The organism is Amycolatopsis sp. M39, assembly GCF_001651785.1.
GTDB lineage: Bacteria > Actinomycetota > Actinomycetes > Mycobacteriales > Pseudonocardiaceae > Amycolatopsis > Amycolatopsis rubida.
Genome location: NZ_LWSF01000001.1, coordinates 199,227 through 225,179 on the forward strand (window position 1 = coordinate 199,227; position 25,953 = coordinate 225,179).

Sequence of the window (25,953 nt, forward strand, 5' to 3'; positions counted from 1 at the left end):
GCGCTTAGGATTGGCCCGTGGAGCTGGAATTCGTGCGGACCTTCGTCGCCGTCGTGGACGGAGGGCAGTTCCAGGAAGCGGCCGCGGAGCTGGGGATCACGCAGCAAGCAGTGTCCAAACGCGTCGGTGCGCTGGAACGCGAGCTAGGCGTGCGGTTGTTCACCCGCACCGCCCGCGGAGCCCGGTTGAGCAGCGACGGCGAGGCGTTCCTGCCGCACGCGCGGGTGCTGCTCGACGCGGAGAAAAGCGCGCTCGCCGCAGTGCGTCCGGAGAAGCGTCCGCTGCGGGTGGACGTGCTGAACCGGCGGACCAAGTCGGCGCATCTCGCACTGAGCTTCCACCGGGCGTTCCCGGAGGTGGAGCTGGAGGTCGTGACCACTGGTGCCGAGCTGAGCTTCGACGCAGCCGTCGCCGCGGTCGCGGCCGGTTCGGTCGACGCCGCGTTCCGCGGTGTGCCGAAGCGCGACCTGCCGGGCGGCGTGACGAGCGGGGTGGTGGACTACGACGCGCACGAGCTGCTGGTCGGCCCGCGCCATCCGTTCGCTGACCTGCCGTCGGTACCGATCGCGAAGCTCGTCGGCCATCGGATCTGGATGCCGGGGCTGTCGGCGAGCACGGAATGGGGCGCGTACTACGCGGAGCTGGCCGCGGCGTTCGACCTGGCCATCGACGTGTCCGGCCCGGTCTTCGGCAACGAAACGATGCTGGACGAACTGGCGACGTCGCCCGGCCTGTCGACCTTCGTGGGTGCTGGCTCGCGTTACTTCTGGCCGGACGAATACGACCTCCGCCGGGTGCTGGTGGTGGACCCGACGCCGGTGTACCCGATGTCGCTGCTGTGGCGGCGGGAGCCCGCGCATCCGGACGTGCGGAAACTGCGTGATCACTTGGTGACCGGACAGGAACCAGGAGACGGGGTTTGGCTGCCCGGCTGGGAGCAGGCGTAATCAGAGCGGATGCTCGTACCAGACGTTCGGCTCGACGTACCCGCCCAGATCCTGTTCCGTTGACGCGAGCACCGGTGCGATTCCGCCGGGCACGACGGTGTGACCGTCGTTGAGCCGGATGCCGGTCCACTGCTCCCACTGCGCGAGCGTGCCGGTGACGGTCATCGCGAACGGCGCGATCTTCCGGAACTCCGCGCCCAGCCGCTCGTGACTGCGCAGCCAGGGATCGGCTCCCCGGCCGAGATAGTCCACAATGGACTCCATGGGTGGTTTGCCGGTCGGCCGCACCGGCACGACCAGCCGGGAAAGCCCAGCCCGGCGTGCCCGGTTCTGCAACTCCACGAGCGCCTGGGCGGCAATGCCTTGCCCGCGCGCGGATTCCGCGACGTATACCTCCAGTGCGACCAGCGTGGTGGGTTCCCGCCTGTCGAGGTAGTCTTCGGCAGCCCAGACGAGGGCGCCGTCCCAGCCGTGGTCAGGCAGTTCCGGTCGCTCCGGGGTGGGGAAAGCGACGGGAATCGCCGCCGCTCGCGCTACCGGAACGCCGTCGTCGAGGAGGACCAGGAAGAACTCGGGAGCAATCCGCCGAGAGCTGGCCAGCCCGGCGGTGAGGCCTCGGCCGAGGAACTCTCCGCCGACGAATCCCAGCTGGAGCGCGGGAACGCGCAGCTCCGGCCGGGTGGCAAGGTCTTCGATGCGCAGCACGACGCCCTCCAGTTCAGCGCACCGGAAGCGCCGACCTCCGCCTTCCGAGCGCCGCCGGGTCGAGATTCGCCCGGGTTCCGGCCCGGTGCCCCTCCCGGTACCCCGATCCCGACAACCGGCGCGGGCCCGCCGAACGCAGGTCGCCGTACTCGCGGTCGAAGGCCTGCTGCACCAACGCCGTCCGGTCCCGCACCACCAGTTCCGCCGACTTTCCGCCTGCGACATCGGAGTACGTCCGCGCGGCATTCTCCTCCGCCGCGGTCAGCCGCTCGTGCACCGCACGCGCGAACCCGTGCAGCCAGGTCCGCCGATACGCCGCCAGCGATTCGCGGAACACCCGTTCCTCCGGCCGCACCCGCGTGAGCTGCGTGCTCGCCTGCAGCAACAGGCTGGTGAACAGCAGCTCGACCCGCGCGAGATCGGTGCGGAAGCCGAACACAGTGACCTCTTCGACCCCTTGGCCGACCCGGTGCAGCAAGGTCCGGCAGCGCAACGGGTACGCGATGCTGGTGAGCAGGCTGGCTTTGTCGCGGCTGTAGGGATTGGAGATCGGCAGCTTCAGCACCGTGATGTCGTCGCCGCTCTGACCGGACGCGGCCAGCATCGCGTTGTCGATCCCGTGCCGCGCGATCAGTTGCGCCGCTTTGGTGTTGTACAACTCGGCTTCGGCGGGCGTGACGGCCGGATCCTCGGCCTTGGCCAGCAGCTTCCGCACGCGCTCCAGCAGCGTGTCGTGGTCGGGCATGACCCCCCTCTCCAGCAGGCGCGGCCCGTGCGGACCGGCATGGGGTGCACGGTAGGCGTGGGGTACGACAATATTCGATCAGATGTTCGGGCGTGACACTGGGCGCCCGGTTCGTCGCGGTCCTACGATCGGGACGTGTCTCCGCCCGTCACGCTGGACGTCGCGGTCGTCGGCTCGGGGCCGAACGGCCTGGCCGCGGCTGTGCTGCTGGCGCGGGCGGGGTTGTCGGTCGAGGTGTACGAGGCGGCGGACGGGCCAGGCGGCGGGGCGCGGTCGAAACGGTTGTTCGACTCTGACGTTATCCATGACATCTGCTCGGCAGTCCATCCGATGGCCGCGGCTTCGCCGTTCCTCCGGCAGTTCGATCTCGACCTCTGCCATCCCGAAATCCCGTACGCGCACCCGATCGACGAGAAGACCACAGCGATCGCGTACGCGGACCTCGACCGCACCTGTGCGCGGCTAGGAACCGAAGGTGCGCGCTGGCGTCGCTTCATGGCACCACTGATCGAGCACAGTGCTGAGATCACCGAAGTGCTCCTCGGCGACCTTCGCCGCCCCCCGCATCCGCGTACGGCGGCGTACATCGCGACGCGCGCTCTCATGGCGAATTCCTTCAAGAGCAAGGAAGCGGCAGCACTCATAGCTGGCGTCGAGGCGCACGCGCTCGGCAAGCTGCCCTCACTCATCGGCGGCGGTATCGCGGTCCTGCTGGCCCATCTCGCGCACACCACAGGCTGGCCAATTCCCCGCGGCGGTTCGCAACGCATCACCGATGCTCTCGTCGCCGACATCGAGGCCCACGGTGGCCGCGTACGCGCCAACGCGCGCGTCACCGACGTACGCGAGTTAGCGCACGCGCGTGCTGTCCTCTTGGACTTAGCGCCTAAAGGCGTCCTCGACATCGCGGGGTCGTTGCTGCCCCAGCAGTACCGCAGAGCGCTGGAGAACGTCCGCTACGGACCGGCCGCGGCGAAGGTCGACTTCTTGGTCTCCGAAGCAATCCCGTGGCGCGAAAAGGAACTCGCCCGAGCCGGTACTGTCCACATCGGAGGGACAAAAGCCGAGGTGCACGCGGCGGAAAACGCGGTCGCTGCCGGAAAGCGGGCGCGGGATCCGTTCGTCCTCCTCTCCCAGCCAATGATCGCCGACTCCTCGCGCGGCCGCCCAGGCAAACAGCCGATCTGGGCCTACGCCCACGTCCCGCACGGAGATTCGCTCGACCCGACCGCCGCGATCATCCGCCGCGTCGAACGCTTCGCCCCCGGTTTCCGCGACACGATCCTCGCCTCGCGGGCGATCCCGGCGAGCGATTTCGAGGCCTACAACGCCAATTACGTCGGCGGGGACATCGCGGCCGCCGCGGTCACGTTGCGCCAGGTGCTGGGCCGTCCGGTCCTGCGCTGGGACCCGTACCGAACCCCGTTGCGCGGCGTCTACCTGTGCTCGGCCGCGACCCCGCCCGGGCCGGGGGTGCACGGAATGGCCGGCCAACACGCCGCGGAACGCGTGCTGCGCAACGAGTTCGGCTATCGCCCTGGCCGGACCAAGCCGGTTTCGTAGGCGACGACGACCGCTTGTGCCCGGCTGGAGATGCCGAGTTTGGGCATGAGCCGGTTGAGGTGCGTCTTCACCGTCGCCTCGCTGACCAGCAGCCGGGTCGCGATTTCCCCGTTCGGCATCCCCGTGCCCACCAACCGGAGCACCTCGCGTTCGCGCTCGGTCAGCCCGCTCAGCTCCGGTGCGGGCTCCGCGGGCGGCGCGCTCGTGTACGCCTCCACCAGCCGCCGCGTGACTGTCGGGCCGAACAGCAGGTCCCCGCGCGCCACTGCCTGGATGCCGGAGATCAGTGTTTCCGGTGGGCTGTCCTTGAGCAGGAACCCGGCCGCGCCGGCCCGCAGCGCGCGGTACACGTATTCGTCGAGGTCGAAGACGGTCAGGATCAGCACACGCGGGTTCTCCGACCCGGCGAGGATGCGGGCGGTGGCCGACACGCCGTCGAGGCCGGGCAGCCGGATGTCCATGAGGATCACCTCGGGCCGCAGCCGCGCCGCCTCGTGCACGGCCTCCAGCCCGTCGCGCGCCTCGCCGGCGACTTCGACGCCCGGCGCGGCGTTGAGCAGCGCGACGAGGCCGGCGCGGACGAGATCCTGGTCGTCCACCACGAGCACACTGGTCACTTCGGTTCTCCGCCGGTCCGGTCCGGGTACGGGAGGGTCAGCACCACCTCGAACCCCGCCGGCTCGCGCGGTCCGATTTCGATCTCGCCACCGTACATACGTGCCCGCTCCCGCATGCCGACGAGGCCGTGACCGGCGGGATTGCCCTCGGCGCGCGGACCGCCGCCGGAGTCGGCCACGCTCAGCCGCAGTGCGTCGGAGAGGTACTCGACGTCCAGCGTGGCGAAGGAACCCGGCGCGTGCTTCAGGACATTCGTCAGCGCTTCCTGCGCGACCCGGTACGCGCACAGTTGCTGCCCAGAAGGCAACGTCCGCCGCGTTCCGGCGACCCGCAGCCGCACGGTCAGCCCGGCCTCGCGGACCCGGCCGACCAGCGAGGGAAGCTCTTCGAGACCCGGCTGTGGGCGGTATTCGCCCGGCTCGTGGTGCGGTGGACGCAGCACGCTGAGCAGGCGGCGGAGTTCGTCGAGCGCCTCGGTGGTCGTGCCGGTGATCGTGTCGAGCGCGCCACGTGCGGTGTCCGGTGCGGACTCGAAGACGTACCGCGCGAGGTTGGCCTGCACGGAGATCACCGACAGATGGTGCGAGACAACGTCGTGCAGCTCGCGGGCGATGCGCAGCCGCTCCTCGACGACCGCCAGTTCGGCGCGGTCGGCACGTTCCGCGGTCGCGTGCAGGGCGAGCCCGCGGAGATAGATGGAGTGTCCAATAAGGACGGTCGCGGAGGCTTGCAGCACCGCGATCACCGTGTCGCCGATCGGGTTCGCGCTGTCGCCGAGGAGCATCGTGACCTCGAAACCGGCAGCCGCGAACAGCGACGGCGGCCAGGCTTGCCGCGCCGGGTAACGCGCCCACACCGTGTACGCGGCGATCAGCAGGTCAGGACGGCCGAGCGTCGCACGGTACCCGGCCAGCGCGAACGCGCCGACCAGCACGGTCACCACGAGCAGCACGCTGATCGGGTAGCGCCGCCGGACCGCCAGCGGCACCGCGCCCGCCGCGGCGAACAGCAGTCCGAATAGTCCCGGCCGGTCGCCGAGGGAACCGTGGTGGACCGCCGCCCCGGCGAAAAGGAATAGTCCGACCGCAGCCGCCAGCAGCGAATCCGTGCCCAGCGGCCGCGCCCGCAGGATCCGCATCACACGCCGAAACTACCTTCCTGACCGGCGGTTTCCCAATTCCGTACCGCGATCGCGGCAGGCCGCCTACCGCCAGGGTTTACCCAGGGCTGCGGCGAAGGGCGGATTCCGCGGACGGGATCGAGCGTTACGGTCGGTGCTGAATGGTCATCCCATTCCCGCTGTTCGGCGGAGAGCCAGGGGTGGGGAGGATTCCGGGCTCTCCGCTGAGCTTCACCCCAGATACGCGTCGAGCGTCACCGCCAACGCCGATTCCGGCGAAGGCGCGAAGCTGGCTCCGGCCAGCCCGCCCCACAACCACAGCTGCGCGAGACCGTGCAACGCGGCCCACAGCGACNACAGCGACGCTGCGACCAGCCGGGGATCCGTACCGGGACGCAGCCGGTCGTCGTCCGCTTCGGCGCGGTCGAGCCGCACTAGCTCGGCGAAGGTGTCGAAGACGGCGCTGCTGGCCGCGACCAACCCCGGCTCCTCCGGGTCGATGAGGTCGCGACGGAACATCAGCTCGAACATCGCGGGGTTCGTAACCGCGAAGTCGACGTACGTGTGGCAGGCGGCCGTGACGCGTTCGCGCGGAGTGCCGTCAGGCAACTGTGTGCCGCGATGGAGCAGCTGTGTGAAGCCAAGCGTCGCTACGGCGGACAGCAGCTCCGCGCGTCCCGAGAAGTGACGAAGCGGCGCACCGTGCGACACACCTGCTGCCTTCGCGATACCGCGCAACGTCACGGCCTCGACGCCGGAGCCGACGAGCAGATCCGCCGCGGTGCGGATCAACCGCTGTCGTGCGCTCATGCCTGAGCTTCGGAGAAGGCCACCGGCAGCAGCTCCGGGCGCTTCGGCAGGAAGCCGTCGCCAGGGGACCGGCCGGTGAGGCGGTTGCGCAGCCGCGTGATCCCCACCGGCAGCACCTCCTGCCACAGCCAGCGCAGGTCGGCGATCGCGCTGCCCTGGGCCGGGGCTCCGGGAAGCGGCCGCAGCCAGCTGCCGTCGTGCGCGACGCCGAGCCGGTCGAGCACGTGGCCGGCGACGCGCAGGTGTCCGGCCTGCGACAGGTGCAGCCGGTCCGGCCCGAAGTAGCGCGAGTCGTGCGCGGCCTGGTCCTGCCACAGGTCGACGAGCTTCGCGCCGTAGCTGACCGAAGCCTCGCGGATAGCGTCGTTGAGCGCGGTGACCCGCGGCCGCATCCGCCCGCCCAGCGGCATGCGATGCGCGATGTCGCTCAAGGTGAAGGTGACGACGGTGGGCGCGACGTGCGTGCACTGCCGGATCGCCGTGTCGACGCGACGAGCGACGGTGCGAGCGTCCCAGCCGCGGCTCAGCACGTCATTGCCGCCGCCGAACAACGCGATCAGGTCCGGTTCGTGCCGCTCGGCCGCGGGCAGCTGCTCCGCGGCGATCTGGTCCAGCCGCCGCCCGCGAATGGCGAGATTGGCGTAGCGGAACGCGGTTTCGTCGCGCGCGAGCCGCCCGGCGACGTAGTCCGCCCAGCCGCGGTACTGACTGTGATCCGGATAGGGATCGTCCAGCCCCTCCGCGCAGCTGTCGCCGACGGCGACGAACGTGTGGAAACCCATTCCGCTCTCCGTAACCCCTGGTTCATGTTGTAGACACTGTCTATCAAAGTAAGTAGACGGTGTCTACCTCGGGGTGTCCGACTTTCGGGCCTACAAGCCGGTGTGTCCGCGCCTTTACCGTGGGTGTGGTCTAGACCTCTCAGGAGAGGAATCCTGCGATGAAGTTTTCCCGCTCCGCCGTCAAAGCCGGGATACTGACCGCCGTTTTCGGCACGGTCTCGGTGTTCACCGCCGTCCCCGCCCTCGCGCACGGCTCGATGGGCAACCCGATCAGCCGGATCATGCAATGTTTCCAGGAGGGTCCGGAGAATCCGCAGTCCGCCGCGTGCAAGGCCGCCGTCGCGGTCGGCGACAGCTGGCCGATCTACGACTGGGACGAGGTCAACATCGGCGACGCCAGCGGCCACAGCCGCGAGATCATCCCGGACGGCAAGCTGTGCAGCGCCGGCCGGGACAAGTACAAGGGGCTCGACCTCGCCCGCGACGACTGGCCGGCGACCACGCTGCCGAGCAGCGGCCCGTACACCTTCCAGTACCAGCTGACCGCCGCGCACGAGGGCACCTTCGAGCTGTACGTCACCAAGCCCGGCTACGACCCGGCGAAACCGCTCAAGTGGTCCGACCTGGAAGACACCCCGTTCTACCGGCAGGACAACCCGCCGATCGCGGGCAACGCCTACCAGCTCCAGGCGAACCTGCCCGGCGGGCGCACCGGAAGGCACCTGATCTACTCGATCTGGCAACGCCACTGGCCCGACTCCGGCGAGGCCTTCTACTCCTGCTCGGACGTGATCTTCACCTGATCGCGGCGGCCCGGCAGAGGCAGCGAAAACCTCTGCCGGGCAAGGTCGGCCGGACCGGAGGGCACCGCGCAAGCGGTTTCGCCGGTGCGCTGCGCCATCATGGCGGCGTGCCGGCACGGAAGGATCGGCTCAGCGCTCTCGCTCAGGATCGTCTGCCCGCTGAGGTGGCGGCGAAACGGTTCGACCGCCGCTGCTCACCTGATCGCTGCCAGCACATTCTGCCCGGCGACGCCGACGGCTATCGGGTGCTCTTCGTGCCCGCGGGCACTCCGGTCGCCGAACGAACGCCCTCGTCCGGCCTCGCGCCCTACCCGCGACGTTTTCGCGGAGATCGTGGCCACCGCCCCGGAGCGAGGGCGCGTCCGGCTGGACCGCACCACCGAAGCCGTCACGTGTTCGGACAGCTCACCTCAAGGAGGAAGCGGCCCGTTGGGTGCTGCTCGCCCAGTTCGACAGCGCCGAGGAAACTGACATGATGTGGGGCGACGTCGAGATGCTGTACTGGCTCATCCGGCCCCGCTGCTCGATGCAGTGCGGCTGACGAAGCCCGAATGGAACGAACCATGAAGATCTTGGTGGTAGGCGGCAGCGGTCTGCTGGGCCAACATGTGCTCGACGAGCTGCGGAACCGCGGTCATGAGACGACCGCCGTCGCGCGTACGGCACGTGAAGGGGTCGACCGGACGCTCGACGTCTCGAAAGCTTCGCACGCCGAACTGCGCGAAGCGCTCGACGGATACGACGGTGTCGTCTTCGCCGGTGGCATGGACGACCGTGCAGTCGGACGAGGACCGGTCGAGCCTCGGTTGCGCGCGGGCAACGTCGCACCTGTCGTCGCGTTGTTGCGCGCGGCGCGCGAAGCAGGCTGTACGCGTGCGGCAGTGCTCGGGTCGTATTACACGTACTTCGATCGCGTACGCCCTGAGTGGGGATTGGCTGCTAAGCATCCGTACGTGCGCAGTCGGCTGGAGCAGGCCCGCGTCGCGCGCGAAACGGCTGGGCCGGGGTTGCCGGTGGCGGTGATCGAGGTGCCGTTTGTCTTCGGTGTTGCGGAGGACCGGGTGCCGCAGTGGTCGGTGCCGATCGTCAAGTGGGTCCGTTCCAACTCCCCGCTCTTCGCGCCTCCCGGCGGGACCGCGGCGACAAGTGCGCGCGGCGTCGGCGTCGCGACGGTGGATGCGCTGGAGCAGGCGTCGGGCGCGGATGTCCCGGTAGCACAGGAAAATCTCCAGTGGACCGACATGTTCGCCCGGCTGGCCGCGGCAGCGGGACGACCGCGCCGGGTGCGGCCGCTGCCGTCCTGGCCAGTGCGCGGTGCGGTCAAACTCGGCGGATTCCTCAACGGGCTGAGCGGGAAACAGCCGGGGCTGACGGTGCGGCACATGGACGGATTGTTGCTGCGGGAGTTGTATTTGGAGCTGAATTACCCGGCTCCGGTGGACGAGGCGATTCGGGAAACCGCTGTGGCGCGGTAAGAATCAGCCCAGCCGAGCCCGGTGCGTCCGTACCGCCGCCAACCGTGGATCCGACGGTGCGAGCACCGCGGACAGCGCGTCCAGGATCGCCAGATCATCAGCACCACAGGAGGTTTCCCAGAACGCCCACAGCGTATCCGCGTCCCCGCTGTTCAACGCCAGCTGCCGGACCTGCGCGCTGATCGACTCGCGTTCCTCCAGGATCGCGGGCGATTCCGAATCCGCGAGCAGCGGGCCCCGGAACGACCGGACCGCTGCCGCGGCGTCTCCGGTGCGCAGGGCGGCTTTGACGCGCAGGAAATCCGCGTCCACTGTGGCCGCGAGGCGGTACGGACGCGTCTGCAACACCCCAGTGCCCAGCTGCGTGCGCAACCGGTGGATTTCGGCGCGCACGGTCACCGGATTGCCAGCTTCGCCATACAGCTGCAACGCCAGCTTTTCCGCCGGCAAACCGCGTGGCTGAAGGGCAAGCAGAGTCAGCAATTCGGCGTGCCGCAAAGTGAACGGGATGTCTCGACCGTCCACAGTGGTCGATCCGGGGCCGTCGGTGAGGTATTCGAGCGACAGCTTCCGCCGGGTCGCGGAGCCGGACGTGGCGATGCGCAGCAGGTAGCCCTCGTCGAGCGGGTCGACGGTGGCGACCCGGCCGTCCGGCAGCGTCACGGTGCCGCCGCCTTTTCGTACCTCCACAGTGGATGGAAGGGTGCACGCTTCGGCGGCCAGCACCCGCCCGCCCGCCGAAAGGAGCGCGCCGGGGCGGCCGCGCAACGACGCCAGGTGCGGCATGTTCGCCCGCCGCACCTTCTCGTCGCGGACCGCCAGCTGGGCCCGCAGCCGTCCCTCGGCAAGCTGCGCCGTGGCGGTGACCAGCGACAACATCGCCGGATGCACCGTGCGAAGGGGTCCGCTGACGTCGATCGAGCCGAGCAACGCGCCGGTGTCCGGGTCGCGCACGGGGGCCGCCGCGCAGGTCCACGTGTGATAGCGGCGGACGAGGTGCTCGGCGGAGTAGATCTGCACCGGCTGCCCGGTGGCCAGCGTGGTGCCCATCGCGTTCGTGCCGATCGCCTCTTCGCTCCATCGCGTGCCCTCGGTGAGCGCGACCTGGTCCGCGCGCAGCAGCACGCCGGTCGCGCCCTCACGCCACAGGATGAGCCCGTTCGCGTCGGTCACGATCATCATGTGCTCGGCGTCGTCGGCGATGCTCACCAGCATCTCGCGCAACAGCGGCAGCACCGGGGCCAGCGGATGCTCCGCGCGCAGGTCGGTGAGTTCGTCCGGCTCGCAGATCAGCGGGGCCTCTCCGGCGTCCGGGTCGACGTGCGCGGCCAGCGAGCGCTCCCACGACGCCGACACCACCGACCGTGGCGAGCGCGGCGCGGTGGTCCCGGACAGCACCGCCTCGCGGACATGGCGGAGCAGCCGCGCGTACGACTCCGGATCGCGCAGCAGATCGGCTTCGGGCAGCTCCGCCACATCAACGAGAGTAGAGACCCTGGTCACACGGTTGCAACGTCGGCGCAACGTTGCCCGGCCTACGGTCGTCGCCGACCGTCACCGACCAGCAACGAGGCAGGGCAAGATGGCCGTATACGCCGCACCGAACACCGACGGCTCCGTCGTCGACTACGAAACCCGCTACGACCACTACATCGGCGGCGAATACGTCGCGCCGGCCGGCGGGCAGTACTTCGAGAACCCGACGCCGGTGACCGGGAAGACCTTCACCGAGATCGCCCGCGGGACGGCGGCCGACATCGACCGGGCGCTCGACGCGGCCGAGGGCGCCGCGCCCGCCTGGGGCCGCACCTCGGCCGAGGAGCGCGCGAACATCCTGCTCAAGATCGCCGACCGGATGGAGCAGAACCTCGAGAAGATCGCGGTCGCCGAGTCCTGGGAGAACGGCAAGCCGGTCCGCGAGACCCTCGCCGCGGACATCCCGCTCGCGATCGACCACTTCCGCTACTTCGCCGGCGCGCTGCGCGCCCAGGAGGGCGGTATCTCGCAGATCGACGACAACACGGTTGCCTACCACTTCCACGAGCCGCTCGGCGTCGTCGGCCAGATCATCCCGTGGAACTTCCCGCTGCTGATGGCAGTCTGGAAGCTCGCCCCGGCGCTGGCCGCGGGCAACGCGATCGTGCTCAAGCCCGCCGAGCAGACCCCGGCGTCGATCCACCTGCTGCTGTCGATCATCGGCGACCTGATCCCGCCGGGCGTGCTGAACGTCGTCAACGGCTTCGGCGTCGAGGCGGGCAAACCGCTCGCGTCGAGCAACCGCGTGCGCAAGGTCGCCTTCACCGGCGAGACGACGACCGGGCGGCTGATCCTGCAGTACGCCAGCGAAAACATCATCCCGGTGACCGTCGAACTGGGCGGCAAGAGCCCGAACATCTTCTTCGACGACGTCGCCGCGGCCAACGACGCGTTCTACGACAAGGCGCAGGAAGGCTTCGCGCTCTTCGCGCTGAACCAGGGCGAGGTCTGCACCTGCCCGTCGCGCGCGCTGATCCAGTCCGGCATCTACGACCGGTTCCTCGGCGACGCGGTCGAGCGCGTGAAGAAGATCAAGCAGGGCAACCCGCTCGACACCGAGACGCAGATCGGCGCACAGGCCTCGAACGACCAGCTCGAGAAAATCCTGTCCTACATCGACATCGGCAAGCAGGAGGGCGCGAAGATCCTCACCGGCGGCGAGCAGTCCGACCTGGGCGGCGACCTGTCCGGCGGTTACTACGTGCAGCCGACGGTATTCGAGGGCGACAACAAGATGCGCATCTTCCAGGAGGAGATCTTCGGCCCGGTGGTGTCCGTGGCGAAGTTCGACGACTACGCCGACGCGCTGAAGATCGCCAACGACACCCTGTACGGCCTCGGCGCCGGCGTCTGGTCCCGCGACGGCAACACCGCCTACCGCGCGGGCCGCGACATCCAGGCCGGCCGCGTGTGGGTGAACAACTACCACGCCTACCCGGCACACGCGGCCTTCGGCGGCTACAAGGCCTCCGGCATCGGCCGCGAGAACCACAAGATGATGCTGGACCACTACCAGCAGACGAAGAACATGCTGGTCTCCTACTCCGACCAGGCGCTGGGCTTCTTCTGATGCCCGAGCGGGTGGGCCTGACCCCGGCCGCCGCCGACCTCCTGCGGCGGCTGGTGCCAGTCCACGGGCCGGTGATGTTCCACCAGTCCGGCGGATGCTGCGACGGCAGCGCCCCGATGTGTTACCCGATCGGCGAATTCCGGGTCGGTTCTCGCGACGTGCATCTGGGCGATCTGACAGTGGACGGCATCGACGCGGTGCCGGTGTGGATGTCGGGGCCCCAGTTCGAGTACTGGCGGCATACGCATCTGACGATCGATGTGGTGCCGGGGCGGGGCAGCGGCTTCTCGCTGGAGGCCCCGGAGGGGGTGCGGTTCCTGATCCGGTCCCGGTTGTTCAGTGACGAGGAATCGGCGGAGCTGAACGGATAAACCGGGCAGGCCAGCTGCGGCGGCATCCGGTGAGTGTTTCCCGCTCACCGGGTGTCGCCGGTTGTTTGTCGACGCCTGGTTGGGCGTGTCATTAAGCTTCCTGGTGGTTCGGGGATGTCAGGGAAACTGTCCGGGCGGATACTCGCCACGGCAATGCTTTTCATTGCCGTTTTTCCATTCCTTTCCGGGATCGCCGCGGCCGACGACGCTCCGTCGCCCATCGTCGAAGGCTTCGACTATCCCGGCGCGGATCAGATCTATGCCCAGTACCACCTTCGGCTGCTGAAGGGCGACGGGCACATCCTGTTCGCCGACTGCGCCTCCGGCGGCACGCTCGTCAAGGTGTGGAGCCGTGCCGCGGCGAACGACTTCTTTCGCTTCCGCATCACCGGAGAGTCCGGCTACCTCACCATGGACGTGCCGGATGTCTACGCCGTCACCGGCGACCAGCACCGGCTCAAGGCGACCGTGGTGGTCAAGGACGTCGCCACGCGGGTTCACCCCGCTCGTCGAATTGCGGTCCGGGAAATCCCGGCCAGTTCCTGCTGATAATCATCAGTTCGCTATTTTTGTGTTCAGGGGGAATGCCGTGAAATCTTTCCGTAGCTCCTTGGCAATGGCGCGGCCTTCGTTCGACGCGGACGAGATGCGGGAGGTCGGCTGGGCGAAGGCCGGCCTTTACCCCCACCTCGATACGCCGTACCACGCGACGTTCTCAGCGTTCGTGAAATCCGGTACGGAGGAGACGGTCTACGTGCGGAGTCCTGCCGCTGGCTTCCCCGGCCGCTCCAAGTGGCCGGGGAAACTTGCTAGGTTCACCGCATGCTGTCGCTGAAAGACGTCTACGTGGGCGAGCCGACCGTCCTCGGCCGCCAGCGGGACCAGCCGGTCCTGAGCGCCATCCGGAAAACCCGGGTCGGCGATCCGGAACTGGCGCTGTCCGAACTCAACCTGGACGGCGACCGCCAAGCCGACCTTTCGGTGCACGGCGGTCCCGACAAAGCCGTCTACGTCTACCCGGTCGAGCACTATCCGGTGTGGACCGCGGAGGGGTACTCCGTGGCGCACGGCGACTTCGGCGAGAACCTCTCCGTAGAAGGCGCGCTTGAGAGCGACGCGCGGATCGGCGACGTCTGGGGCTGGGGCGACGCGCTCGTGCAGATCGCCCAGCCGCGGCATCCGTGCTTCAAGCTCGCGATGCGGACCGGGCGCAAGGATGTCGTGCCCGCGATGATCAGCACGAACCGCTGCGGCTGGTATCTGCGCGTGCTGCGCCCGGGCACGGTCCCGGCGGCCGGGCCGCTCGACCTCGTGGAGCGGGCCGAGGGACCGACCGTCGCGGAGACCTTCCTCGTCGCGTCAGCGAATTACGCGCGGTTGCCTGAGCCGGGGCCGATGCTGGAGCTGGCCGAGCGCGTGCTGACGTCGACCGCACTGCCCGAAAGCTATCGCGAAGGGATCAAGTCCAAAGTGGACCGGGCGAAGGGGTTACTTCCAGTCGACCTGCGGTGAGCGGTAGAAGCCGATTCCCTGTGCTTGCCAGCGTGGCGCTTGCTTGGCGATTCGCTCCCGATATCCGTCCCAGGTTCGGGACGCTCGCGGCGACCAGCCGATTTCCGCGACGCCGGGCAGGCGCGGGAAGGCCATGTACTCGATGTCGTCGCCGGTCCGGATGGCTTCCGTCCACAGTGGAGCTTCGACACCGGCGACCGACTTCTCCTCGACACCGGGAACGAGCGTCGCCGGGTCCCATTCGTAGGCGTCGCGGACTTCGACCAGGCCGGCCCAATCCTGGCCCAGTTTCGTCGATTCGGTGTACTTCATGTCGAGATAAGCGTGGTTGGCGGGCGACATGATGAACTTGTTCCCGCGCGCCGCGGCGGCGGCCATGTCCTCGTTCGGGCCGCCCTGGTCCCAGTACTGCGGTACGGCGGACGTCGGCAGCGGCGTCTTCACGATTTCGTGCCAGCCGGTGATCAGCTTGCCGTACTTGGCGACCATCGGGCTTACCTTCTCGTAGAAGGTTTTGTAGTCCTCGGCGGACGTCGAATGTGCTTCGTCGCCGCCGATGCTGAGGTATTCGCCCGGCGTGATCGCGGCGAGCTCGCGGATCACATCCGCCACGAATCGGTACGTCGTAGGCGAATTGATGCACAGCGAGCTGTAGCCGACCTCGATGTCGGTGCGCGGCGGGACGGCGACCCCGTCGCAGTTCAGCTCCGCGTACACCGACTGCGCGGCGTTCGTGTGTCCGGGCATGTCGATTTCCGGCACGACCGTCACGTGGCGGCTCGCGGCGTAGGCGATGATGTCGCGGTATTGCTCCTGCGTGTAGTAACCGCCCGGGTCGCCGTAGGCCGCGGTCTTTCCGCCTTCGGTCGCCAGCCGCGGCCAGCTCTTGATCTCGATGCGCCAGCCCTGGTCGTCGGTGAGGTGCAGGTGCAGAGTGTTGATCTTGTACTGGACGATCTGGTCGATGTACTTCTTCACCTGCTTTGGTGTGAAGAAGTGCCGCGCGACGTCGAGCATCGCGCCGCGGTGGGCGAAGCGCGGGTAGTCGAGAACGCTGCCGCCCGCGATCGTCCACGTGCGGTGCTGCACGGTCTTCGCCTCGATCGCTGACGGCAGCAGCTGCCGCAGCGACTGGACGCCCGTGAACAGCCCGGCGGAGGTGTTGGCGCGCAGCCGGACGCCGTTCTTCGTGACATCGAGCTGGTACCCCTCGTCGCCGACGCGCGGGTCGGCGTGGCCTAGGTCGAGCGAAATCGCGGACAATCCCGGGCTCACCGGGACGACCGGCAGCGGGAAGCCGGTCGCGGGCCGCAGCAGGCCGCGCAGGTACGCGGCGACCTCGCCGGTGCCGTGCCCGGCGCGGATCACGGTCAGCGGCGTGAGCCGGAAGGTGGCGTCCGCCTTCGCCACGGCGTGCACCGGCACCGGTACGAGATCGGTGACCTGCCGTTCGCTGGGCGCGGGAGTCGCCGCGGCAGGCCCGGGCACTCCCACCGCGGCGAGCCCGAGCACGGTCACCCCAAGCACGGCCCTGGACAGGGTCTTCCTCACGGCATACCTCCGGTCGCGTCGCGGAGAAGGCGGACTCCAAGAGGTATAGACCACTACCCGGGAGGCTGACAACGCCCGAAAGGGTCGGCCGGTGCCGGATGTCCCGTTCGCCGGGATGCCCGCAGCCCGTTCGCCGGGATGCCCGCAGTGCACCCGATGCCGCATTGGGTGCGCGGCATCGGGCCGGGTCGCGTGGTCTCGCCAGGGTTCCCCTCACAGACGTTCGCGCCAGCCCGGCCGGGGTCAGCGGCAAGGGGCAGCTTCGCGCGCTGGGGCCGCGCGGCTTCAGGAGCAGAAAAGCCGCCCGGCGCGTCTCGCCGGCCGGTGCGCCGCAGCGCCCCGACCGCGAACCGCCGCCCACCGCGCCACCGAGAAAACCGCATTGGGCGGTCCTCAGGGCCGCAGGATCGCCCGCAGCGCGTCGAGCACCGACGGGTCCTCGATCGTCGACGGAACCGCCTCGTCACGACCGTCGGCGATCCCGCGCATCGTCTTGCGCAGGATCTTCCCCGAGCGCGTCTTCGGCAGCGCATTGACCACGGAGACGTCCCGGAACGCCGCCACCGGCCCGATGTCCCGGCGAACCAGCGCCACCAGCTCGTCCCGCAACTGCTCCTCGGGCACCTCCACGCCGGACTTCAGCACCACGAAACCGCGCGGCACCTGACCCTTCAGCTGGTCCGCGACCCCGATGACCGCGCACTCCGCGACCGCTGGATGCGACGCCAGCACGGCCTCCATCGAGCCGGTCGAGAGCCGGTGCCCGGCCACGTTGATCACGTCGTCGGTGCGGCCCATGACGAACAGGTAGCCGTCCTCGTCGAGGTAGCCCGAATCGCCGGTCAGGTAGTAGCCGGGGTAGCGCGACAGGTACGCCTCGCGGTAGCGCTCGTCGTCACCCCAGAGCGTCGGCAGCGAACCCGGCGGCAGCGGCAGTTTCAGCGTGATCGCGCCCTCGCGGCCTGCCGGCAGTTCCTCGCCCGCCTGGTCAAGAATGCGCACGTCCCAGCCGGGCACCGGTTTCGTCGCCGAGCCGGGTTTGACCGGCATCGGTTCGAGCCCGCGCGGGTTGGCCGCGATCGGCCAGCCGGTTTCGGTCTGCCACCAGTGGTCGACGACCGGCGTGGCGAGGATGTCGTGCGCCCAGTGGTAGGTCTCCGGGTCGAGCCGCTCGCCCGCCATGAACAGGGTGCGGAACTGGGCCAGGTCGTACTTCTTGAGCTCGTCCGCGTCGGGGTCCACCTTCTTCACCGCGCGCAACGCCGTCGGCGCGGTGAACAGCGCCTGCACGCCGTGCTCGGAGATGACCCGCCAGAACGCACCCGCGTCCGGAGTCCCGACGGGTTTTCCTTCGTACAGCACGGTTGTCGCGCCGACCAGCAGCGGCGCGTAGACGATGTACGAATGCCCGACGACCCAGCCGACGTCGGAAGCCGTCCACCAGACGTCCCCGGCGTGGATGTCGTACAGCGCGCCCATCGACCACGCGAGCGCGACCGCGTGCCCGCCCGTGTCGCGCACGACGCCCTTCGGGCGCCCGGTGGTGCCGGACGTGTAGAGGATGTACAGCGGGTCAGTCGCCTTCACCGGAACCGGATCCACCGGGTCGGCGTCGGCGACGAGGCCGGTCCAGTCGAGGTCGGCGCCCGACAGTTCCGCGCGCGCCTGCTCGCGCTGGAACACCACGACGTGCTCCGGCTGGTGCTCAGTGGTTTCGAGAGCGGCGTCGATGATCGGCTTGTACTCGACGACCCGGGTCGGCTCGATCCCGCACGACGCGGCGAGGATCAGCTTCGGCTTGGCGTCTTCGATCCGCGCGGCCAGTTCCTTCGGCGCGAACCCGCCGAACACCACGGAGTGCACCGCGCCGATCCGCGCGCAGGCGAGCATCGCGATGACGGCCTGCGGGATCATCGGCAGATAGAGGATCACGCGGTCGCCGCGGGTCACCCCGAGCGACGCGAGCGCGCCGGCGAAGGTCGCGACCTCGTCGCGCAACTCGGCATAGGTGTAGCGGCGTTTGCGTCCGGTGACCGGCGAATCCCAGATCAGCGCGTCCTGTGCGCCGCGGCCGCCGTCCGCGTGCCGGTCGAGCGCGTTGTAGGAGGTGTTCAGCTCGCCGTCGGGATACCAGCGGTAGAACGGCGCGGCGGACGAGTCGAGCGCGCGGGTGGGCCGCTGCGTCCAGTCGATCGCCCGGGCCGCTTCGAGCCAGAACCGCTCCGGGTCGTCCAGGCTGCGCCGATAAGTCTCGGTGTACGCGCCCACGTGGTCTCCTTTGACTTCAGCCGGCCGGATCTGCCCTCATAATGGCCTTTCCCCCGGCGGAACGCAGGTCAGCGAGGTCAGGCGACATCGATGCGGCGGATCACGATCCCGGCGCGACCCGGCAACCTCGCGAAGGCCGTGTGCGTCCTAAGCTGGACCGTGGGGAACGGCCGCGCAGCGGCACGAAGACAACACTGACAGTGAGGGGAACCAGCCGGTGAGCGGAATCGCGAGCGCGCTGCTCTCGCTCGCGCACACCTTGTTCGGCCCGGGGTTCTGCCCCGGCGACTGGGTGTGGGCGACGACCACAGCGGGTGCGCTCGTCGCGCTCTTCCCGGCGGCCGGGGCGCTGATCGTGGCGATCGTCCGCAAGGGGACCGGCAACCGGTACGACGCGACGACGCTCACCGTGTTCGGGCTCATCGGCGTGGTCAGCGTGCTGGTGCTGCCGTGGCTGATGGCCTCGGGCATCTCGGAGACCTTCCGCGCGGCCAACGCGGGTAGCGCGAGCGGGCTGTCCGCCTCCGAAACCGCCAAGCTGAGCACGAACTACTGCTCGTTCATCGGCGTGCAGAAGACCTACCTCGGCGGCGGGCCGAACGTCTTCGAGACGCTCTTCTACCCGCGCGGCCTCAAGCTGTCCTACGCGCTGTACCTGCTCGCCTTCACCGTGCTGCCGGTCGGCTCGCTGCTGTTCGTGATGCTGCAGGCGCGCACCGCCTTCCGCCGCGGGCCGAAGTGGCCGTCGCGGTTCTTCTGGATTCCCTTCGTGGTCATGGCGGTCGCGACCTCGGGCATGTCGGCCAACACCGCCGTGCACTTCTGGCTCGGGTTCCTTCCGTTCAGCATCCTGGGACTGATCCCGGTCGCGCTGGTCGGCCCGCCGCCGTGGTCGGTGATCAACCGGCCGGAGCCGCGCCGCGACGAACCGCCCGCCGCGCCGCCGCCGTCGCGCCGGGAGCAGCTGCCGCCGCCTCCGCCGCCGCAGAACAAGCAGTACCCGGCCACCGCGCTGGCGTCCGCTCCGGAGCCACCGCCCGCCGGGATGCTGGCCGCCGCGCCCGGCGCGATCCCGCCGCCGCCCGGTTCGCGCAACGCGGGCAGCAGCCGGTACCGGCGCGTCCGCCAGCTCGGGCACGGCGGGTTCGGCACGGTCTGGGAAGCCGTCGACACGCAGCTCAACCGCACTGTCGCGCTCAAGATCGCGCACGCGCCCGACCGCGACACCGAGGAGCGCATGCAGCGCGAGGCGCGGGCGCTGGCCGTGGTGAACCACCCGAACTGCGTCCGCGTGTACGACCTGGTCGAGGAACCGGACGGGCTCGCGCTCGTCATGGAGTACCTCCAGGGCCGACCGCTCGCCGAGGTGGTCGACGGACAGGGCCCGATCGACGACGTCGCCGCCGGACGGCTGTGGTCGACGATGGCGGGCGCGCTGGTCGCGGCGCACGAGCGGGGCGTGCTGCACCGCGACGTGAAGCCGTCCAACGTCATCCTCGACCCGGCGGGCATCGCGCACCTCATCGACTTCGGCATCGCCCGCAGCCAGGGCGACTCCAAGATGACCGCCACCGGAATGATGATCGGCACGCCCGATTTCGTCGCGCCGGAGCAGGCGATGGGCTCCCCGGCCAGCCCGGCGTCGGACGCCTGGCAGCTCGCCGCCACGGTCAGCTACGCGCTGTCCGGCCAGCCGCCGCGCGGCACCCGCGAGACGCCGATGGCCGCGCTGATGGCCGCGGCGCGGGCCGATCCGGTCACGCACCTGCCGCAGCGTTCAGTGCACGCGCGGATCCTGGCGGCCTCGCTGGACCCGGAGCCGCGCCGCCGCCCGACGCTGAACTCGGTGCGGCGCGAGGTCGACGGCTGGCTGAGCCGGGCGGGCAAGGCGCTTGACGGGCCGGTTACGCAGATCGTGCCTCGCCGCTCACCCCGTTGACGCTCGTGAGTGTTGATCACGGTGCGCACCGTGATCAACACTCACGACGGCCGCACCGCGGAAAACTCCAGCCGCTTCCGCTCCACCCGCACCCGCACCTGCTCAAACCCCGCCGTCGCCAACCGCCCCGGCAGGGCTTCCGCGTCGAGGACGTTCATCGTGTCCCCGATGTGCAGCAGCCGGAATCCGAAACTGAGCTGGCTGTCCACCCCGCAATAGGTGCCGCCGGGCCGCAGCACCCGGAACGCTTCGGCGAAGATCCGGTCCTGAAGTTCGTCGGTCGGCACGTGGTGCAGCATCGTGAAGCACACGACCGCGGAGAACCGGCCGTCCTCGAACGGCATTTCCGCGCCGCTGCCCTCGACGATGTCCGCCCGGTCCCCGTATTTCTCCTGCAACAGCCGGGTCGACGCGGGGTCGATTTCGAGCGCGGTCAGCTGCGGGAGAGCGTCGACCAGCACCCGCGTGGTGGCCCCGAAACCCGGCCCGATTTCCAGCACGTCGTCGCCCAGGTCGAAGCGGGCGAGCCAGTCCGGCAGCACCTCGGCCACCGCGGCGGCCCATTTTTCCGAGCTGCAGAGCTTGCGGTGCATCAGGTTCATCGGCATGGTCCCGACGCTAGGGACGAGCCGCGCTGACCGGAAGACGATAGGCTGTCACCTCATGTCGCAGTACGGTCAAACCGGCGCGATGCTGCTCGGCGACCTCCCGATCGCGGCCGGAGCCTGGTTCCCCTGGCACGAACATCCGGCGCACCAGCTGGTCTGGGCCGCGCGCGGGGTCGCCGCGGTGATGGTCGGCGACGCGCAGTGGGTGCTGCCGTCCACGCGCGCGCTCTGGATCCCGGTCGGTGTCCGGCATCGCACCGGCGCGGCCGGGAACGTCGAGCTGCGCGGTATCTACGCCGATCCCGAACAGTGCCCGGTCGACTGGCCGTCGCCGCGAATCGTCATCGTCCGGCCGTTGCTGCGGGAGCTGCTGGAGCACCTGTCCGCGGACGGCATCGGCGACGACGCCCGCCGCCGTGCCGAAGCCGTCGCGTTCGATCTGCTGGAGCCGATGGACGTGGCGCCGATCGTCGTCCCGGCGCCTGCCGATCCACGAGCGCGGGACGTCGCCGACGCGGTGCTCGCCGACCCCGCCGACTCGCGCAGCCTGGCCGAGCTCGGCCGGGAAGTCGGTGCGAGCGAGCGGACGCTGTCCCGCGCGTTCGTCCGCGACTGCCGGATGACGTTCGGGACCTGGCGCACGCAAGCGCGGATGCGCGCGGCATTGCCGTTGCTGGCGCGGGGAACGCCGATGACGACCGTCGCGCACCGGGTCGGATACGCGACGGCGAGCGCGTTCGTCGCCGCCTTCCGCCGGGCGGTCGGAGTGCCGCCGGGCGCCTACTTCAGCGCCACGAAGGCAGCCACATTTCCGCCTGCCAATGGGCGTTCGTGATCGGGATGCCATTGAGGACCGGCCACAGCCAGGCGAAGTTCGCGACCACCAGCCCGACGTAGAGCGAGACGACGAGCAGACCGGTGCCCCGGCGTTCGAATCCGCGTTTGGCGCTTCCGAGGATCTGCCCGAGGGCCAGCACCAGGCCGAGCACCAGGAACGGGGCCATCGGCGTGGCGTAGAAGAAGTACATCTGCCGGTCGATGTTGGTGAACCAGGGCAGGTAGCCGGCGAAGTAGGCGGTCAGCACGGCGGCGTAGCGCCAGTCCGCGCGGAAGAACCAGCGCCACAGACCCCAGCCGAGCATCGGGACGGCCAGCCACCACATCGCGGGGGTGCCGATCAGCATCGTCGCGCCAAGGCAGCGCGATTCGCCGCAGCCGGTGACGTTGCCGTCGTAGTAGTAGAGCATCGGCCGCAGGCCCATCGGCCAGGTCCACGGCTTCGACTCCCACGGATGCGGATTGTCCTTGGGCGTCAGCAGGGTTTCGTGGAAATGCAGCACGTTGGCGGTGTAGCTGCCGAGCGAGCGCAGCGCGGGCGGGATCCAGCCGAACATGCCCGGGCCGAGGTTCTTGATCTCGGTGTAATGCCGGTCGGTCGCGGTCTCGCTGGCGAACCACGCCCAGTACGCCGCCAGGTACATCAGCACCGGCACGACGAGGATCGCCCACAGCGCGGGCGCGACGTCGCGCCGGATCGTGCCGACCCACGGCCGCCGCACGCCCGCCGCACGCCGGGCCGCGACGTCGAAGAACACGGTGAGCAGGCCGAACGCCGCGATGTAGTACAGCGCCGACCATTTGACACCGAAGGTCAGGCCGATCATCAGCCCGGCCGCGAACCGCCACCACCGGAAGCCGAGCTTCGGCCCCCACTGCGATTCGCCGATCCAGCCCTCGCGCACCGCGACGGCCAGCCGCTGCCGAACCTGGTCGCGGTCGCAGAGCACGCAGGCAAACGCGGCGAGGACGAAGAACGCGATGAAGATGTCGAGCATCCCCATCCGCGACTGCAGGTGCAGCACGCCGTCGCAGATCACCAGCACGCCCGCGATACCGCCGAGCAGCGTCGAGCGGGTCAGCCTGCGTGCGATGCGCACGGTGAGCAGCACGATCAGCGTGCCGGCCACGGCCGACATCAGCCGCCAGCCCCAGCCGTTGTAGCCGAAGAGCCACTCGCCGAAGGCGATGAAGTCCTTGGCCAGCGGCGGGTGCACGATCAGCTCGTACCCGGCGTTGTCCTCGTACCCGCCGTTGCGCAACATCTGCGCGGCCTGGGGCACGTAGTGCTTCTCGTCGAAGACGGGACTGCCGTGGTCAGTGGGCAGGCCCAGATTCTGCAGCCGGACAACGCCGCCGATCACGGTCAGCACGATCGTGACGATCCAGCCGCGCAGCCGGTCGGCGGGCATGGCCCGGCCGAGCAAGGTGGCTTCGCGGTCGGTCGGGGGACGGCGCGCGTCGACCGGGTCCGGCCGCACGCTCTCGTCGTCGGCACGGGTCAGCAGCGCGGTCACGGGGCCCGATAGTACGGCCTGATCCACCGGTGGCGTCTGGTTAGGCTGACTGCCATGACTTCTGCGTCCGGACGGCTCGTGCTCGCCGCCACCCCGCTCGGCGATCCCGGCGACGCGTCCGCCCGGCTGATCGAGGCGCTGGGCTCGGCAGACGTGATCGCGGCCGAGGACACCCGGCGCCTGCGCGGCCTCGCTTCCGCGCTCGGCGTGTCGCCTTCCGGCCGGGTGGTGAGTTTCTACGAGGACGTCGAGACGGCCCGGCTGCCGAAGCTGCTGGAAGCACTGCACGGCGGCGAGACGGTGCTGGTCGTGACCGATGCCGGGATGCCGAGCGTGTCCGATCCGGGCTTCCGTCTCGTGGCCGCTTGCGTCGAGGAGGACCTGCCGATCACCTGCCTCCCCGGCCCGTCGGCGGTGACGACGGCGCTCGCGTTGTCCGGGCTGCCGTGCGACCGGTTCTGCTTCGAGGGTTTCGCGCCGCGCAAGCCCGGCGAGCGGACGAAGTGGTTCGCGGAGTTGGTGAGCGAGCGTCGGACTGTCGTGTTCTTCGAATCGCCGCACCGGATCGCGTCCCTGCTGGCCGACGCTGCCGCCGCGCTGGGCGGGTCGCGGCGGGCCGCGGTATGCCGGGAGCTGACAAAGACCTACGAAGAGGTCAAACGCGGCACTCTCGCGGAACTTGCCGAGTGGGCAGCGGACGGGGTGCGCGGCGAGATCTCGGTGGTGCTGGAGGGCGCGCCGCCTCGGCAGGTATCGGTGCCGGACTTGGTGCCGGAGGTGGCGGAGCGGGTCGCGTCGGGGGAGCGGCTGAAGACCGTCGCGGCCGAGGTGGCGGGTGCGGCTGGGGTGTCTACAAAGGAGCTTTACGCGGCGGTGCTCGCTGCTCGGAAGTGAGTCAGCTCCGGCGGGCGTTGAGCCAGGCGCGGGTCTGCAGCCAGTGCGGGTCGCCGGGCGCGGCTTCAGTGATCGTGGCCAGGTCCTCCTGCCCCCAGGTGCTGATGCCGTCGGTGTGCACGACGTGGTCTTCCGGCAGGCCGTCGCCGGGAATTTCCGCGGTGCTGGCGAGGAACTCGGCGACGGTGGCCGGATCCGCGACAGTGCGCGGACCGGGAACGGGCACCAGCGCGAGTTCGCCGTCTCCGGCGACCACGAGGTCGCCGCTCGACGTCGCGGCCAGCGCGGTCACTGCCGAGCGGAGCAGTTTGTGCTCCGTGGTTCGGCCGCGCTCCACGTTTAGCTCCAGCACGGTGCCGGACGGCGTCCCGATCCACAGTGCGCCGGGCCGCGTGCCGAAAGCGATGTTGTGCCAGGCCCAGCTGCGGTACTCGGCGACCCAGTTCATGTCGTCAATGCTGTCTGGCTCCGGAACGGAGAACGTGGTTTTGCGGACTCGGCGCAGCGAGGGGAACTCGAAGACCAGGACCAGGTGTCCGGGGTCGTCGCCGCGAATCGCCAGGTGTCGCCCGTCGGGGCTGAAGACCGGAAGCCCGTGGCCGCCGCCGTCCAGAATCAGGGCCCGGTCGAGGAACCGCAGCCGGTCGCCTGGGCGGGAGAAGAGCACAAAGGTCGCGCCCTGATCGCTCTGCTTAGTGGCGATCAGCCCGCCCGCCGGATGCGTGACGATGCCGGTGTCCCAGACCGGAGCGAATTCGACGATGCCGGTGCCGAGGTCGATGACGTCCGAACGATCGCAGAGACCGGGCGGGGTCGGCGACGTCCACAATGACTGGCCGTCCGGGCTGAATGCCACGTCGTCGGAGACGGCGATATCCAGCACGGAGGTGCCGTTCCGGGTCCAGCGCACCGTTTCCCCGCCGCCGGACACGACCAGTTCCGGCCGCTCCGGATGCCAGGCGACGACGGGCCAGCGGTCGAACTTCCCGTACTGCGCGGAATCCGCGCCCACTGCGCCGAATTCGCGAAGCACTCGCTCGGCGTAGTAGAGGCGCACCGCGGGCCGGTCCTGATCGATCCCGGCGACGAGCGGCAGTTTCGGATGGCACACCAGCTTGCCGATCGAAGCGGTGGGGATCCGGGCGATGGCCTGGACAGCGGTCACCAGAAGACTTTAGCGACCGCGCAACAGCATTTTCGCCGCTACCAAGGCCTTCTCCGCGTTCGGCTCCTCGCCGGTGATCGCGTCGGTGTAGATAAACGACTCGCCGACCCGCACCAGCAGATACGCCAGATCCGCTACCGCCAGCGGAGATGCCAGCCGCCCGGCCGCGGCCTCGGCCGACAGCAACGCCTGCACCTTCTCGATAGTCCGCGACTGCACCAGACTCGCCTTGGTGGTCAACAACCTCAGCGCGCGTTCCGGCTCCCGGCGCAAGAACGCGCGGAACGGCTCAGAAGCGTTGACTGTCCGCACGAACGCGCCGATCGCCTCCGCGATGCCGTCGCCGCCGCGGCCCGCGTAACTCACGTTATCTAGCACCGCCGAGGTCTCCGCCCACAGGATTTCGCTCAGCAGATGGTCCCGGCTGCCGACCCAGCGGTGCAGGGTGGCGCGGCTGACGCCGAGGTCGCCGGCCAGGTCTCGCATGTCGACGCGGTCTCCGGCGAGGAACCGGGCGCGGGCGAGGCGGAAGGCCGCGACGGCGTCGGGTCGCGAGGTGCGGGCGGAGAGTGGCGTGTCGATGGGTGAGACGTTAGCAGAAAGTGTCCCGAGAATGA

At 69.6% G+C, this 25,953-nt stretch carries 25 protein-coding genes; 12 read left to right on the forward strand and 13 right to left on the reverse strand.

What is annotated here, in order from left to right; genetic code table 11:
* The first annotated feature begins 17 nt into the window (after nt 1-17).
* Complete coding sequence (locus A4R44_RS01035; RefSeq protein WP_067575510.1) at nt 18-947, forward strand: LysR family transcriptional regulator; 930 nt, start codon at nt 18-20, stop codon at nt 945-947.
* Here A4R44_RS01035 and A4R44_RS01040 read toward each other — a convergent pair whose 3' ends face one another.
* Both A4R44_RS01040 and A4R44_RS01045 read right to left on the reverse strand, forming a co-directional pair.
* On the reverse strand, nt 948-1,649 hold the full coding sequence (locus tag A4R44_RS01040; RefSeq protein WP_067576504.1) for a GNAT family N-acetyltransferase: 702 nt from the start codon (nt 1,647-1,649) through the stop codon (nt 948-950).
* 16 nt (nt 1,650-1,665) lie between these two features.
* Nucleotides 1,666-2,397 (reverse strand): DUF2786 domain-containing protein, encoded by a 732-nt coding sequence (locus tag A4R44_RS01045; RefSeq protein WP_067575511.1) that lies wholly within the window; start codon nt 2,395-2,397, stop codon nt 1,666-1,668.
* Between the two features lie 135 nt (nt 2,398-2,532).
* Between A4R44_RS01045 and A4R44_RS01050 the strand changes: the two genes are divergently transcribed.
* Entirely contained in the window at nt 2,533-3,960 is a 1,428-nt protein-coding gene (locus A4R44_RS01050) for an NAD(P)/FAD-dependent oxidoreductase (protein WP_067575513.1), read from the forward strand.
* Here A4R44_RS01050 and A4R44_RS01055 read toward each other — a convergent pair.
* The 4 genes from A4R44_RS01055 to A4R44_RS01070 all read right to left on the reverse strand — a co-directional run bounded on the left by A4R44_RS01055 (nt 3,927) and on the right by A4R44_RS01070 (nt 7,290).
* Nucleotides 3,927-4,577: a response regulator transcription factor gene (locus A4R44_RS01055; RefSeq protein ID WP_067575514.1), complete on the reverse strand. Its 651-nt coding sequence runs from the start codon at nt 4,575-4,577 to the stop codon at nt 3,927-3,929. The two genes, A4R44_RS01050 and A4R44_RS01055, sit on opposite strands and share 34 nt — an antisense overlap.
* On the reverse strand, nt 4,574-5,716 hold the full coding sequence (locus A4R44_RS01060; RefSeq protein WP_067575515.1) for a sensor histidine kinase: 1,143 nt from the start codon (nt 5,714-5,716) through the stop codon (nt 4,574-4,576). The genes A4R44_RS01055 and A4R44_RS01060 overlap by 4 nt, the downstream gene beginning before the upstream one ends.
* A 213-nt stretch (nt 5,717-5,929) precedes the next feature.
* Complete coding sequence (locus A4R44_RS01065) at nt 5,930-6,508, reverse strand: TetR/AcrR family transcriptional regulator (protein ID WP_067575517.1); 579 nt, start codon at nt 6,506-6,508, stop codon at nt 5,930-5,932.
* A complete protein-coding gene (locus tag A4R44_RS01070; RefSeq protein ID WP_067575519.1) occupies nt 6,505-7,290 on the reverse strand; it encodes an SGNH/GDSL hydrolase family protein in 786 nt (261 codons plus the stop codon). Before A4R44_RS01070 ends, A4R44_RS01065 begins: the two co-directional genes overlap by 4 nt.
* 158 nt (nt 7,291-7,448) lie before the next feature.
* Between A4R44_RS01070 and A4R44_RS01075 the strand changes: the two genes are divergently transcribed.
* From A4R44_RS01075 to A4R44_RS01080, 3 genes are all read left to right on the forward strand, one after another.
* Entirely contained in the window at nt 7,449-8,093 is a 645-nt protein-coding gene (locus A4R44_RS01075; protein ID WP_067575520.1) for a lytic polysaccharide monooxygenase, read from the forward strand.
* A gap of 205 nt (nt 8,094-8,298) precedes the next feature.
* Nucleotides 8,299-8,634, forward strand: a complete 336-nt coding sequence (locus tag A4R44_RS45175; protein ID WP_095213138.1) for a DUF1963 domain-containing protein — start codon at nt 8,299-8,301, stop codon at nt 8,632-8,634.
* A gap of 22 nt (nt 8,635-8,656) precedes the next feature.
* Nucleotides 8,657-9,568: an NAD(P)-dependent oxidoreductase gene (locus A4R44_RS01080; protein WP_067576505.1), complete on the forward strand. Its 912-nt coding sequence runs from the start codon at nt 8,657-8,659 to the stop codon at nt 9,566-9,568.
* A gap of 3 nt (nt 9,569-9,571) precedes the next feature.
* Here the strand turns inward: A4R44_RS01080 and A4R44_RS01085 are convergent, their stop codons facing one another.
* Nucleotides 9,572-11,044: a helix-turn-helix domain-containing protein gene (locus A4R44_RS01085; RefSeq protein WP_067575521.1), complete on the reverse strand. Its 1,473-nt coding sequence runs from the start codon at nt 11,042-11,044 to the stop codon at nt 9,572-9,574.
* 106 nt (nt 11,045-11,150) lie between these two features.
* Here A4R44_RS01085 and A4R44_RS01090 point away from each other — a divergent pair, with 106 nt between their 5' ends.
* From A4R44_RS01090 to A4R44_RS01110, 4 genes are all read left to right on the forward strand, one after another.
* Entirely contained in the window at nt 11,151-12,674 is a 1,524-nt protein-coding gene (locus tag A4R44_RS01090) for an aldehyde dehydrogenase family protein (protein WP_067575522.1), read from the forward strand.
* Nucleotides 12,674-13,045 (forward strand): DUF779 domain-containing protein, encoded by a 372-nt coding sequence (locus A4R44_RS01095; protein ID WP_067575524.1) that lies wholly within the window; start codon nt 12,674-12,676, stop codon nt 13,043-13,045. The genes A4R44_RS01090 and A4R44_RS01095 overlap by 1 nt, the downstream gene beginning before the upstream one ends.
* Before the next feature lie 153 nt (nt 13,046-13,198).
* Nucleotides 13,199-13,594, forward strand: a complete 396-nt coding sequence (locus A4R44_RS01100) for a hypothetical protein (RefSeq protein WP_067575525.1) — start codon at nt 13,199-13,201, stop codon at nt 13,592-13,594.
* 273 nt (nt 13,595-13,867) lie between these two features.
* Entirely contained in the window at nt 13,868-14,557 is a 690-nt protein-coding gene (locus tag A4R44_RS01110; protein ID WP_093575521.1) for an MOSC domain-containing protein, read from the forward strand.
* Here A4R44_RS01110 and A4R44_RS01115 read toward each other — a convergent pair.
* The gene (locus tag A4R44_RS01115) at nt 14,534-16,108 is read right to left on the reverse strand and encodes a beta-N-acetylhexosaminidase (RefSeq protein WP_067575527.1); all 1,575 of its coding nucleotides are present in this window, start codon (nt 16,106-16,108) and stop codon (nt 14,534-14,536) included. The genes A4R44_RS01110 and A4R44_RS01115 overlap by 24 nt on opposite strands.
* Nucleotides 16,109-16,501: 393 nt before the next feature.
* Nucleotides 16,502-18,376 carry a propionyl-CoA synthetase gene (locus tag A4R44_RS01120; RefSeq protein WP_067575528.1) on the reverse strand — a complete coding sequence of 625 codons (1,875 nt, stop codon included), beginning with the start codon at nt 18,374-18,376 and terminating at the stop codon, nt 16,502-16,504.
* A gap of 217 nt (nt 18,377-18,593) precedes the next feature.
* Between A4R44_RS01120 and A4R44_RS01125 the strand changes: the two genes are divergently transcribed.
* A complete protein-coding gene (locus A4R44_RS01125) occupies nt 18,594-20,315 on the forward strand; it encodes a serine/threonine-protein kinase (RefSeq protein WP_067575531.1) in 1,722 nt (573 codons plus the stop codon).
* Between the two features lie 41 nt (nt 20,316-20,356).
* Here the strand turns inward: A4R44_RS01125 and A4R44_RS01130 are convergent, their stop codons facing one another.
* Nucleotides 20,357-20,923, reverse strand: coding sequence for a class I SAM-dependent methyltransferase (locus A4R44_RS01130; RefSeq protein WP_067575532.1), 567 nt, complete (start codon nt 20,921-20,923; stop codon nt 20,357-20,359).
* Nucleotides 20,924-20,978: 55 nt separating this feature from the next.
* On the opposite strand from A4R44_RS01130, the gene A4R44_RS01135 reads away from it, so the two are divergent.
* Complete coding sequence (locus A4R44_RS01135) at nt 20,979-21,758, forward strand: helix-turn-helix domain-containing protein (protein ID WP_232791454.1); 780 nt, start codon at nt 20,979-20,981, stop codon at nt 21,756-21,758.
* On the opposite strand, the gene A4R44_RS01140 is transcribed toward A4R44_RS01135, so the two are convergent.
* Entirely contained in the window at nt 21,709-23,277 is a 1,569-nt protein-coding gene (locus tag A4R44_RS01140) for a dolichyl-phosphate-mannose--protein mannosyltransferase (protein WP_067575533.1), read from the reverse strand. The two genes, A4R44_RS01135 and A4R44_RS01140, sit on opposite strands and share 50 nt — an antisense overlap.
* 54 nt (nt 23,278-23,331) lie before the next feature.
* Here A4R44_RS01140 and rsmI point away from each other — a divergent pair, with 54 nt between their 5' ends.
* A complete protein-coding gene (rsmI, locus tag A4R44_RS01145) occupies nt 23,332-24,171 on the forward strand; it encodes a 16S rRNA (cytidine(1402)-2'-O)-methyltransferase (RefSeq protein ID WP_067575536.1) in 840 nt (279 codons plus the stop codon).
* Nucleotide 24,172: 1 nt separating this feature from the next.
* On the opposite strand, the gene A4R44_RS01150 is transcribed toward rsmI, so the two are convergent.
* Nucleotides 24,173-25,336, reverse strand: a complete 1,164-nt coding sequence (locus tag A4R44_RS01150; protein ID WP_198545132.1) for a PD40 domain-containing protein — start codon at nt 25,334-25,336, stop codon at nt 24,173-24,175.
* Nucleotides 25,337-25,345: 9 nt separating this feature from the next.
* The gene (locus A4R44_RS01155; RefSeq protein WP_095213139.1) at nt 25,346-25,822 is read right to left on the reverse strand and encodes a QsdR family transcriptional regulator; all 477 of its coding nucleotides are present in this window, start codon (nt 25,820-25,822) and stop codon (nt 25,346-25,348) included.
* Nucleotides 25,823-25,953 lie beyond the last annotated feature (131 nt).

Bases quoted from the DNA above. Each gene is read 5' to 3' on its own strand.
- A4R44_RS01045 (WP_067575511.1), bottom strand. From the start codon at position 2,397: ATGCCCGACCACGACACGCTGCTGGAGCGCGTGCGGAAGCTGCTGGCC.
- A4R44_RS01060 (WP_067575515.1), bottom strand. From the start codon at position 5,716: ATGCGGATCCTGCGGGCGCGGCCGCTGGGCACGGATTCGCTGCTGGCG.
- A4R44_RS01070 (WP_067575519.1), bottom strand. From the start codon at position 7,290: ATGGGTTTCCACACGTTCGTCGCCGTCGGCGACAGCTGCGCGGAGGGG.
- A4R44_RS01075 (WP_067575520.1), top strand. From the start codon at position 7,449: ATGAAGTTTTCCCGCTCCGCCGTCAAAGCCGGGATACTGACCGCCGTT.
- A4R44_RS01080 (WP_067576505.1), top strand. From the start codon at position 8,657: ATGAAGATCTTGGTGGTAGGCGGCAGCGGTCTGCTGGGCCAACATGTG.
- A4R44_RS01090 (WP_067575522.1), top strand. From the start codon at position 11,151: ATGGCCGTATACGCCGCACCGAACACCGACGGCTCCGTCGTCGACTAC.
- A4R44_RS01095 (WP_067575524.1), top strand. From the start codon at position 12,674: ATGCCCGAGCGGGTGGGCCTGACCCCGGCCGCCGCCGACCTCCTGCGG.
- A4R44_RS01100 (WP_067575525.1), top strand. From the start codon at position 13,199: ATGCTTTTCATTGCCGTTTTTCCATTCCTTTCCGGGATCGCCGCGGCC.
- A4R44_RS01110 (WP_093575521.1), top strand. From the start codon at position 13,868: ATGCTGTCGCTGAAAGACGTCTACGTGGGCGAGCCGACCGTCCTCGGC.
- A4R44_RS01130 (WP_067575532.1), bottom strand. From the start codon at position 20,923: ATGCCGATGAACCTGATGCACCGCAAGCTCTGCAGCTCGGAAAAATGG.
- A4R44_RS01135 (WP_232791454.1), top strand. From the start codon at position 20,979: ATGTCGCAGTACGGTCAAACCGGCGCGATGCTGCTCGGCGACCTCCCG.
- rsmI (WP_067575536.1), top strand. From the start codon at position 23,332: ATGACTTCTGCGTCCGGACGGCTCGTGCTCGCCGCCACCCCGCTCGGC.
- A4R44_RS01155 (WP_095213139.1), bottom strand. From the start codon at position 25,822: ATGCGAGACCTGGCCGGCGACCTCGGCGTCAGCCGCGCCACCCTGCAC.